This window comes from Candidatus Cryosericum odellii, assembly GCF_003570935.1.
In the GTDB taxonomy this organism is placed as follows: domain Bacteria; phylum Caldisericota; class Caldisericia; order Cryosericales; family Cryosericaceae; genus Cryosericum; species Cryosericum odellii.
Window position 1 is genome coordinate 9,410 of the sequence record NZ_QXIU01000183.1, and the last position, 9,397, is coordinate 18,806.

At 55.7% G+C, this 9,397-nt stretch carries 8 protein-coding genes; 6 read left to right on the forward strand and 2 right to left on the reverse strand.

Annotation, left to right across the window (positions count from 1 at the left end):
• On the reverse strand, positions 1-1,203 hold a 1,203-nt coding region (locus SMC5_RS07435; RefSeq protein WP_165849019.1), incomplete at its 3' end, for a two-component system sensor histidine kinase NtrB.
• Positions 1,151-1,954 carry a PAS domain-containing protein gene (locus SMC5_RS07440; protein ID WP_119120203.1) on the reverse strand — a complete coding sequence of 268 codons (804 nt, stop codon included), beginning with the start codon at positions 1,952-1,954 and terminating at the stop codon, positions 1,151-1,153. The genes SMC5_RS07435 and SMC5_RS07440, both read right to left, overlap by 53 nt.
• A 120-nt stretch (positions 1,955-2,074) precedes the next feature.
• On the opposite strand from SMC5_RS07440, the gene SMC5_RS07445 reads away from it, so the two are divergent.
• The 6 genes from SMC5_RS07445 to SMC5_RS07470 form a co-directional block, all read left to right on the forward strand.
• Positions 2,075-3,469, forward strand: a complete 1,395-nt coding sequence (locus tag SMC5_RS07445; RefSeq protein WP_455423454.1) for a stalk domain-containing protein — start codon at positions 2,075-2,077, stop codon at positions 3,467-3,469.
• Between the two features lie 77 nt (positions 3,470-3,546).
• Positions 3,547-4,452: a Gfo/Idh/MocA family protein gene (locus tag SMC5_RS07450; RefSeq protein ID WP_119120205.1), complete on the forward strand. Its 906-nt coding sequence runs from the start codon at positions 3,547-3,549 to the stop codon at positions 4,450-4,452.
• Between the two features lie 420 nt (positions 4,453-4,872).
• On the forward strand, positions 4,873-5,154 hold the full coding sequence (locus SMC5_RS07455) for an MgtC/SapB family protein (protein WP_119120206.1): 282 nt from the start codon (positions 4,873-4,875) through the stop codon (positions 5,152-5,154).
• 47 nt (positions 5,155-5,201) lie between these two features.
• Positions 5,202-6,482 (forward strand): neutral/alkaline non-lysosomal ceramidase N-terminal domain-containing protein, encoded by a 1,281-nt coding sequence (locus tag SMC5_RS07460; protein WP_119120207.1) that lies wholly within the window; start codon positions 5,202-5,204, stop codon positions 6,480-6,482.
• 13 nt (positions 6,483-6,495) lie between these two features.
• Entirely contained in the window at positions 6,496-7,578 is a 1,083-nt protein-coding gene (locus SMC5_RS07465; protein WP_165846318.1) for an SIS domain-containing protein, read from the forward strand.
• 263 nt (positions 7,579-7,841) lie between these two features.
• A partial coding sequence (locus SMC5_RS07470; protein ID WP_119120209.1) for a PTS system mannose/fructose/sorbose family transporter subunit IID occupies positions 7,842-9,397 on the forward strand: 1,556 nt, incomplete at its 3' end.

A 9,397-nucleotide genomic window follows, 5' to 3' on the forward strand; every position in this document is an offset into this window, starting at 1 on the left:
GGCCGGAAGGTACAGCGTGAACGTCGTTCCCTGGTTTGGCACTGAAGCCACCGTGATGGTTCCCTTGTGATCATGTACGACACGCCAGACGATGGACAGCCCTAACCCGGTTCCTTCGGGCCGCGTTGTGAAGAACGGTTCGAATAGGTGGTCCCTGGCCTCAGGTGATAGACCGCAACCGGTGTCTGACACCCCGATCTGCACGTAGCTGCCGTCTGGGAGGATAGGAATCTTGTGGCTGACGCAGAAGGATTCGTCGATGATGACGTTGCAGGCGTCAACCGTGAGTGTGCCGTCGTGGTGTCCCATGGCATCGCGGGCATTGATGACCAGGTTCAGGATGACCTCTTCCAGCTGTGTTCGGTCACCCGGAACGTATGCCAGATCTGGAGAGATACTCTCTACCAGGACAGTGCGTTTGTCAAAGCCCGGCATGGCAATCGAGAGCGTATCCGTCAGGACCTCACCGATATCGACGTCGGCGATGGTCGGTGTGCCGTTGCGCGAGAAGGACAGTAATCGGTGCGTCAGTTCAGCGGCATGCCTCGCGGCGCGTTCAATAGTGTCCAGTCCCTGGTAGAGTTCAGTGCCTTGCATTGCGTCGACCCTGAGTAGCGATGCATGCCCCATGATGCCGCCCATGATGTTGTTGAAGTCGTGGGCGATTCCTCCTGCGAGTCTGCCGACGGCTTCCATCTTCTGTGACTGCAAGAGCTCTCTTTCCAGCTGCCGGGTTCGTTCCTCTGTGAGTCGCTGTTCTGTGACATTTCGGAAGATTCCTTGGACAATCGAAGCCCCGGCAGATGGTATGGACTGCAGGGAAGCCTCACAGATGACCTGTCGGCCGTCATGGGTGACGAAGGTCCAGTCAAACCGCTGTGCCTGTCCGGCAAGGGCCTGGTCTTCGAACGTGCGCATAGCGTCGGCAGATGGACGGCCGTCGGGCTGCATGGCAGGACTGATATTCGGGATGATCTTTCCCGTCAACTGTTTGGTTGTGGTGCCAAGCACTCGCCCTGCGGCGGTGTTTGCCTGTGTAATGATGTGGTCGCTGAAGATCAGAATGGGATCGGGGGCTTCGTCGAACAGAGTGTGATACTGCTGGTACGCTGTGCGAACGGTCTGTTCGGCTTTGAGCTGATCCCGCAGGTCACGGGCGACGATGAGCACGCGTTTGCTGGGAGTCGGCAGGTTCGATGTCATGACTTCGACAGGGATGAGGGTCCTGTCGGATGCGACAAACTGCCACCGTGCTGANNGTGGCGCCAAGCAGGTCAGAGTCTTTTCGAGCAAGCAGAGTGCACAGAGCTCCATTGACGGCCTCGATGCGCAGCTGTCCGTCAGCGTCGTCCACAAGCAGAGCCGGTTCCGGGACTGCGGCAAACAGTTGCTGATAGTAAGCGGCCCGGTCACGGGCGGCGCGTGCCGCGCGTTCACGCGAGGCAAGCAGATAGATCGCGAACAGGACGACCACGATACCTCCCAGTACCAGCAACGTGGTTCTCAACCGATCGGTGTCAGTGTAGAAGGAAATCGTGGTGCCAAACCATTTTGCCTCCAGTTGTACCAGCAGGCCACTGCGCTGCACTTCCGCCAATGTTGCATTGAACTGAGGCAGCAATGGGAGCATGTTCCGGGCGACCACCAGCTGGGGAGGTGGCGCGACCGGAGTGGTGGCATCGACCCGGGATATCGATATGAGAAGCAGGACTGCGACGACAGCAAGCCCGACTGCGCGACGCATGGCGTACTGCGCTGCGAATGCCCCCCGGTACCCAGAACGACCAGTATTCACCGAGGTTACCGTCCCCACTCTACCCACTGTCAGCATATATTTATGATATCCCGTAAACTTCTTCTGTAAAGCTGAAATCTGGCGTGCGCGGCTGTCCTGCCGCGCTTTGAGCGGCTCAGTCTGAGGAGGGAAGCTCTGACAAGTGGGGATACGGAACATGTAGAGCGGCTCGGCCGTCTAAAATATGCGTATATACTGTATTTGCGCAGGAGGTGTTGTGAAATGTTACATAGGCTCAGGGTCTTGTCTCGTAAAGCGTTGTGCGGTATCGTGACATTGATGCTCTTATGTGCCCCGGTGCCGGCTGCACGCGCCCGAAGCACAACGGTTGTCCTTACGACGGGCAGTGCACGGGCAGTTGTAGACGGTCGCACGGTAACCATGCTCGTCCCCCCGATGACCGACCAGGCGTCTCAACAGACACTCGTCCCGATCGAGTTTGTCGCGAGGCAATTCGGTTTTGGTGTGTTGTCAGTGCCCCAGAGCGTAGCCATCACGCTTTCAAGCGCCAAACGCACAATATGTGTGACTCCAGGCAGTCTCGCTGCACTCGTGGACGGTCACGCCGTTGGACTCTCCGTTACGCCGCGAGGTTTGCTTGGCGAAGTGCTGGTCGCTGCTGCTGATGTGCAGCTACTGCTCTCTGTACAGTATTCGCGCGGTTTAGTCGACGGCCAGTCGGTGTTCACCTGGGTTATGCCGGATCCAGTAGTGGTGGGGCCTGTCGATTACGATGCCGTCACTTTTGAGACTCGTCGCGAACAGGTGTTCATGCAGACAGTAGACTTCAATATTGTCCGTATCGACATGACGGGCAAAGGAATCCACGTTCTGAGCTGTCAGTCCATGGGTGGTCTGGGAACCGCTCGCTTCCCATCTACATATGTGAGCAGTCTGAAACCGCTTGTGCTCATGAACGCGACACCCTTCAACATGACGAGCTATATCATGAGTGGGTCGGTGCAGGACCAGGGCACACCCGTCTACTACTCGGGAACGTATGTCTCGACGATTGGTATTGACGCAGACAACACCCCTTTCTATGTCGAAGGCACAGCTCACGTGGTCGTGCGGCTGAATACGGGCAAGGAGCTTTCCGTGGCTCGCATCAACCAGTCCCCGGCGGCACCATCATCACTATCGCTTTCTCTGTACTCTAACTACTACACCGGCGGCTTCTCCGTCGGCGCGACTGAAGCCCTGGTGGTGCTTCAGCAAGGCAAGTTCGTTCGACTCATTTGTGGCAAGTACTTCACGCCGCGGACGCTGGCCGCGGGACAGGTAGCACTGTATGCACGGAACTCTGCCACCGCTGCGGTTCTGCGAATGTCGCCCGGAGCAGACTTGCGCTCCTACGTGGGTACGCGTGATTGCACTGGTTCTACGTTTGTGCAGTGTGGGCCTGTCGTCGTGCTCGGAGGCAAGCCATACGTCGACTATCGGAAGTACAAGGACATCAGTCGCACCGCCAAGCTTGGTTCCCGTGCGTTCATTGGCATGGATGACCAGAANNCTCGGACTCTTCACAAACGTGGTGACGCTCGACGGCGGAAGCTCGACGACCCTCTACTACAAGGGACAGTACATCATCAAGGGAACTCGAGCACTGACAAACGTGCTGTGCGTCCCATCGATGTAGCAACGAAGAGCCAGACCGTATCCCCTTGCTTTTAACCAGTTTGGGCGAGAATGGTATCGTATTGCAGACAGACTAGTCGACTTGCAATGGTTATCGACTGCGGAGGAACCCAATGAAAGTAGGTGTGATCGGACTGGGAGCTATCGCTCAAAAGGCCTATCTCCCCATATTGGCCGCAAGAGGTGACTTGGATATTGTCTTGGCGACCCGCAATTCCCAGACGCTCGATCAGATCAGCCGACAATATCGCATACCTCAGAAGGTGGGATCGGTAGAGGAATTGATTCACACGGGAATTCAAGCGGCATTTGTCCATGCGGCTACCGAAGCTCACTTTCAGATCGTGCAGCGTTTGCTGGACAGCGGTATCCACGTCTACGTTGACAAACCCCTTGCCTATTCTCTGAAGGAAGCCCGGGATCTCGTCGAGTTGGCTGCACGCCGTCAATGCCTTCTCATGGTAGGCTTTAACCGGCGTTTTGCTCCATTTTACAATCAACTGCACGCCGTCCCCGACAAATCTCTGATCTTCATGCAAAAAAATCGTGTCGACCCTCCTGAAACAGTGCGGACCTTCATTTTCGATGACTTCATTCATGTCGTGGATACCTTGCGTTTTTTATCCCCTGGCACGCCCCAGGACATCCGCGTATCAGGTCACAAGAAAGATGGTCTCCTGGAACAAGCTATTGTCGAGTGGTCCTGCCCGCGCTTTACTGCTATCGGAATCATGAACCGAAACAGCGGAAAAACCGAAGAGCGACTTGAAGTCATTGCCTCCGGGAACAAATGGCAAGTCGATGATCTCGTGGAAAGCGTCCACTCGTACAATGGAGAGGAAAAGAGAGTTCGCTCCGGCGATTGGGAGCCCATCCTTGTTCGCCGCGGATTCGCCCAGATCATCGACTGTTTCCTCAGTGCCACAGTCCAAGGACTTCCGTCCTCCCCGACTGCGGAGGACTCCCTGCTGACCCACGAACTTTGCGAACAGATCGTCAGGGAGTTAGACGCTCTGTAAATACTCGCACAGATTGAAGTGATCTCTATCTTCGTGGAGCGGTTGGGATTACGGTTGTCAATGTAATTATTTGGAACTTACGTACACATGCTTCCGCTGCGCCTTTCGCTCCTGATCACGCAAGGATGTCAGTATCATGGCCACCTCCTCTCGTTTCACGATGATTTCTTCGTGATGCAACGATGGGAGTTCACGATAGGATCCCTCATTGCTTCAATTAAGATACGATCTACCCATTCCTCTCACCCATACGCCTCTCAATAGTATCTCCTTCCTCGTCGTATGCGGTCCTTTTCATCGTACGGAATAGAGATGATGCAACGCGGCTCCCTTGCTTTTGACCAATTTGGATTACGATAATATCGTATTCCTGACAGATTCGTCAATCTGGAATGGTTATTGACTGTGGAGGAACCAGGGATGGGTGAACACAAGAACAAGGCCGGTGCGCCGGTGCGAAATGGTTGGCACAATTCGGAGCCCCGTACACGACAGACCTGGTCGACGATGGACAATGCCACGAAGCTTCTGTTCATGGCCGTGTTGGTCGTGATGGCAGGAGCTCTTCTGTCCATGGTGCCCGGGGGAAGGATCCCGGGGTACGTTGTCAGCGGCATCGGTTTTGTGTTGTATGTCGTCCTCCGCCTCATACCTGTATGGCGGACCTGGCGTTCTTCGAGGCGTGTGCGTGGAGCGCAGTAGGGGATCCGATCCAATCATAGACCAGCGGTTCATAAAGGGAGGCTGTGATGTTTGAGACTGGATGTGGAAGTGCCGTCATCACCCCTCGTACGGGGTTGCAGATGGGTGGATTCTCTGGCACGCGCATTGCCGAGGGGGTTCATGATGACCTGATGGCCAAGGCCGTGTATCTGGCGGATGGGCCTGAGAATCGCATGATGCTCATCGTCGTGGACACGCTGGAAGTAGACCGACACTTCGTAGACGAGGTACGGAGACGCGTAGAGCAGGAGACCGGTGTGCCGGCTGCCTGTTGTCTGGTTGCGGCTATTCATACGCATTCCGGACCTGCCGGACTCGGACGGGTTGCCTTGTCAGACACCCAGGTCTTTGGGACTTTTGACGAGAGGCTGTTCGAGCGGACGGTCGCAGGATGTGCCACCGCTGCCAGAAAAGCTCGCAGATGGGCTCGCGAAGGCACCATATACAGCGGCATGGCGAGTATGTTGCAGCCGATCTGTGGTAATCGACGCGTTCGTACTGCTGAGCAGATGCAGATGCGGGTCCTGGAAGTGGAAACAACCACACGATGCGCAGTAGTCTACAATCTCGACTGTCACCCCACTGTCCTTCATGAGGAGAACCACTTATACAGTGCGGACTTCCCGGGGTTCGCCGCTAGCATTATGCCTCTCTTCGAGCCCTTTGTCACAATGCCCGTGTTTCTTAATGGGGCTGCCGGCGACATGAGTACGCGCTTCTACCGGCAGAGCTCCGACTTTGCCGAGGTGGAGCGTATTGGTACCATCGTGGCCGAGAGTGTTGCAGCGAGCCTAGATGTGCTGGAGCCAATGAAGGGGCCATTTACGGTGCGGGCTGCCGAAGTTCCCTTGAGGCTCAAAGCCAGGAAGTTCCCCTCGGCGCAGGACCTTAAGCGCCGCATTGCTGACGCCCGGAAGAAGCTGGAAGTAGCTCGGTTGGAGGGGGTGCGAAATCTGAGATCTCTGGAATCGGCTATCGAGGGACTGACGTTTGCGGCCAAGATGGCCGACAGTGCAGGTAACGTGGAATACATCGACTCACGCCTGTCGCTGGTTCGATTTGGTGACATACTCGTGGCAGGGATTCCCGGGGAGCTGTTTTCCAGCTTGGGGAATGACATTCGAGCAGCATTTCCAGACCATGTTGTGCTGGTCGTCGGGTACTGCGGAGACTATATAGGATATATCCTCGATGCAGCAGCATATGACGAGGGTGGCTACGAGGCGTTCACGACATTCATCGCCAAAGGCGAGGGTGAACAATTGCGGGATGCTGCCATCAACGGGCTGCGTGCACTCTTGGCGTGACAGGGAGGGACCAGTGGAACAACAGCTGATGATCCAGGAGGTGCGTGAGACGGTTTCAGTGCTGGAGCGCCTTGCGCACGAGGAAGGGCCATCGATTGAGGGAATCGGGCAGCGATTTGCCGCCACGGATCCCGACGTCGTCATTGAATCGGGACGTGGAACTTCGGACCATGCGTGCATGTACGGCCAGTACCTTATCGAATCGCTCCTGCGGATTCCCGTGGCTCTGGCGCTTGGGTCGCTGTACACGAACTACAGTCTGCCTCCCCGTATGCGGCGCGGCGCCGTCATCGCCATTTCGCAGTCGGGCGAGACGCAAGATGTTTGCAGGGTCGCGGAGCAAGCCGTCAAAGATGGTACCTTTACAGTCGGTATCATGAATGTCCAAGGCAGTACTCTCGATCGGACAGTAGCTCCTAATTCGCTGTTTCTTCGGGCGGGACCCGAAAAGAGTGTCGCCGCTACGAAGACCTTTACTGCGTCACTGGCGGCACTCCTGCTTCTGGTCCACGCCATCCGGGGGGACGCCTTTGACATCGGTACGGTCCTCGAGTCTCTGGGAGGCATCGTCGAGCGAGAAGAAGAAATCCGTCAGCAGGCACTGCGCTACACGTTCACCGAGGACTTTGTCGTGCTGGGCACAGGCTATTGCTACGCGAGTGCCCTGGAGGGCGCCCTGAAACTGAAGGAGACGTGCTATATCAATGCGCAAGGTCTCTCCTCGGTTGATCTCATCCATGGACCGCTGGCCGTCCTCAATCCAGATCTTCCTGTCATCATGTTTGCTCCGAACGATGCATGTCTGGACTTGAACATAGCCGTCTTGGAGCGTATCAAGTCGACGCGTGCTCACGTGTTGGTGGTCTCCGACAGTGACAAAGCCTTGCAATACGGTGACATTGCGTTTCGTATCCCCGTTGCAGACCCGACTGTCTATCCACTGGAGAACGCTCTGTTCGCGCAACTGTTTGCCTATAGCCTCTCGATTGCACGTAAGCTGAACCCGGACAAACCCCGTTTTCTCCATAAGGTCAGTCTCATCGATGACAACGAACATCGTGCGGGCAATCCGGATGTGGATACTCAGCATCCCTGAACCACAACACAGAAATCGATGCGGCTATTGCAAATTCTGTGGACTACACCACAATGAATTTCATTACTGCTTTCATGATTCTGGCCACAAGGGGCTGCAATCGATTGCAGCTGTCTGTTGTTGCATAAAAGATACCTGAGTGGGAGGTGATCGTGGAGCACAGTGGCGCGCAAGCGCTTCCCGGGCTTCGATGGCTGAGCTGCAAAGAGCTGACGAAGGTTCTCTTGGACTTATGAGGATATCCTGGTAAGGAGGATTAGGAAATGGCTAATAGCTACGGTATCGGAATTTCCCTGATTCTGGCGATCTGGTCGTACGTGTCGATGATTACTGATCTGGGTCCTGCCTGGCAACTCATGGACCCGATTGTCAGCGGGTTCTTTGTTGGTGCTGTTGTCGGAAACATACCGCTGGGTCTTGCTATCGGTGGTACTCTGGAACTGATGTCATTGGGTTTGTGGACATATGGTGGTGCGACGACCCCCGACTACACCACAGGCGCTATCGTCGGCACAGCATTTGCTGCACTGTCAAAGTTGGCCCCGACAGAGGCAATGGCAGCCGGCATGGCGATCGCAGTCCCTGTTTCATTATTCATGACTCAGCTCGATATCCTCGGCCGTTCGGTGACCACTGTGTTTATCCATGGAGCAGACCGCGCAGTGGAGAAACAGGATGACGCTGCTTTCACACGGTGGCACCTGTGGGGTCAGCTTCCATGGGGTCTCTCTCGCGCCATTCCCGTCTTCTTTGCTGTATGGCTTGGATCGGGGCCTATTCAGACCCTGATCAACAACATCCCGGCATGGTTGACCCGCGGCCTGGGCACCATGGGTCACATTCTGCCGGCTCTCGGTTTTGGCATCTTGCTGACTCTCCTGCCCATCGAGAAGTGGTGGTCATTCTTTGTTGTCGGCTTTGTCATGTTCGCGTACCTGAATGTTCCGCTTCTTGGTATCGCCCTCACTGCCTTGGCGGTGGTCATCATTTACTTCTCGCTCAAGCCGATCGAGGCTGGTGAACAGCAGGCTGAAGAAGCTGCTGCTGTGAAGGTCGATGAAACTAAGAGCCCTGTCACGCATGGCGATCTCGTCAACGCCATGTGGCGGCACAACCTGACTCTGCAGCTTTCCTGGAACTATGAGCGTATGCAGGCTCTTGGCTATGCCTGGTCTATCGCGCCCATCCTCAAGAAGGTGTATCCGAACAAAGATGAATACTTTGCTGCTCTCAAGCGTCATATGGTCTTCTACAACACCAACCCCGCTATCGGTTCACCGACAATTTTCGGTGCCGACTGTGCTCTTGAGGAGAAACGTCAGCCCGAGGTTGGCGACAGCCTGAAGGTTGCCCTGATGGGCCCCTTTGCAGGCATCGGCGATACCGTCCAGGCTATTCTGATGAAGCCTATCTTCGCCGTGTTTGCGGCGTCGCTGGCCCTCCAAGGCCATGCCGCCGGCGCTTGGCTCATGCTGCTCCTTGGCTTCATCTGGTTCTACGTAATGTTCCCTGGCTTCTGGCTTGGGTACAAGCAGGGTATCGGCCTTGTACGGCAGGTCAGCAGCGGTGCTATTACCCGTATCACGGACATAGCCAGCACGGCGGCTCTGTTCATTATGGGTGGCTTCATTCCGAGCATTGTAGGCGTCACGACAAAAATCCAATTCACCAAGCACGTCCTGCTCGACGGCAAGGATGTTGTCGAGATAGTCAAGCTCCAGGACACCTTCGACAAGATTCTTCCATATATATTGCCGTTGGCTCTTGTGTTCTGTGTCTACTGGCTGCTGAAGAAGAAGCATTGGACCAACCTTCAGGT

Excerpts from the sequence above, each read along its gene's own strand:
- SMC5_RS07450 (WP_119120205.1), top strand. The coding sequence starts at position 3,547 with ATGAAAGTAGGTGTGATCGGACTGGGAGCTATCGCTCAAAAGGCCTAT.
- SMC5_RS07455 (WP_119120206.1), top strand. The coding sequence starts at position 4,873 with ATGGGTGAACACAAGAACAAGGCCGGTGCGCCGGTGCGAAATGGTTGG.
- SMC5_RS07460 (WP_119120207.1), top strand. The coding sequence starts at position 5,202 with ATGTTTGAGACTGGATGTGGAAGTGCCGTCATCACCCCTCGTACGGGG.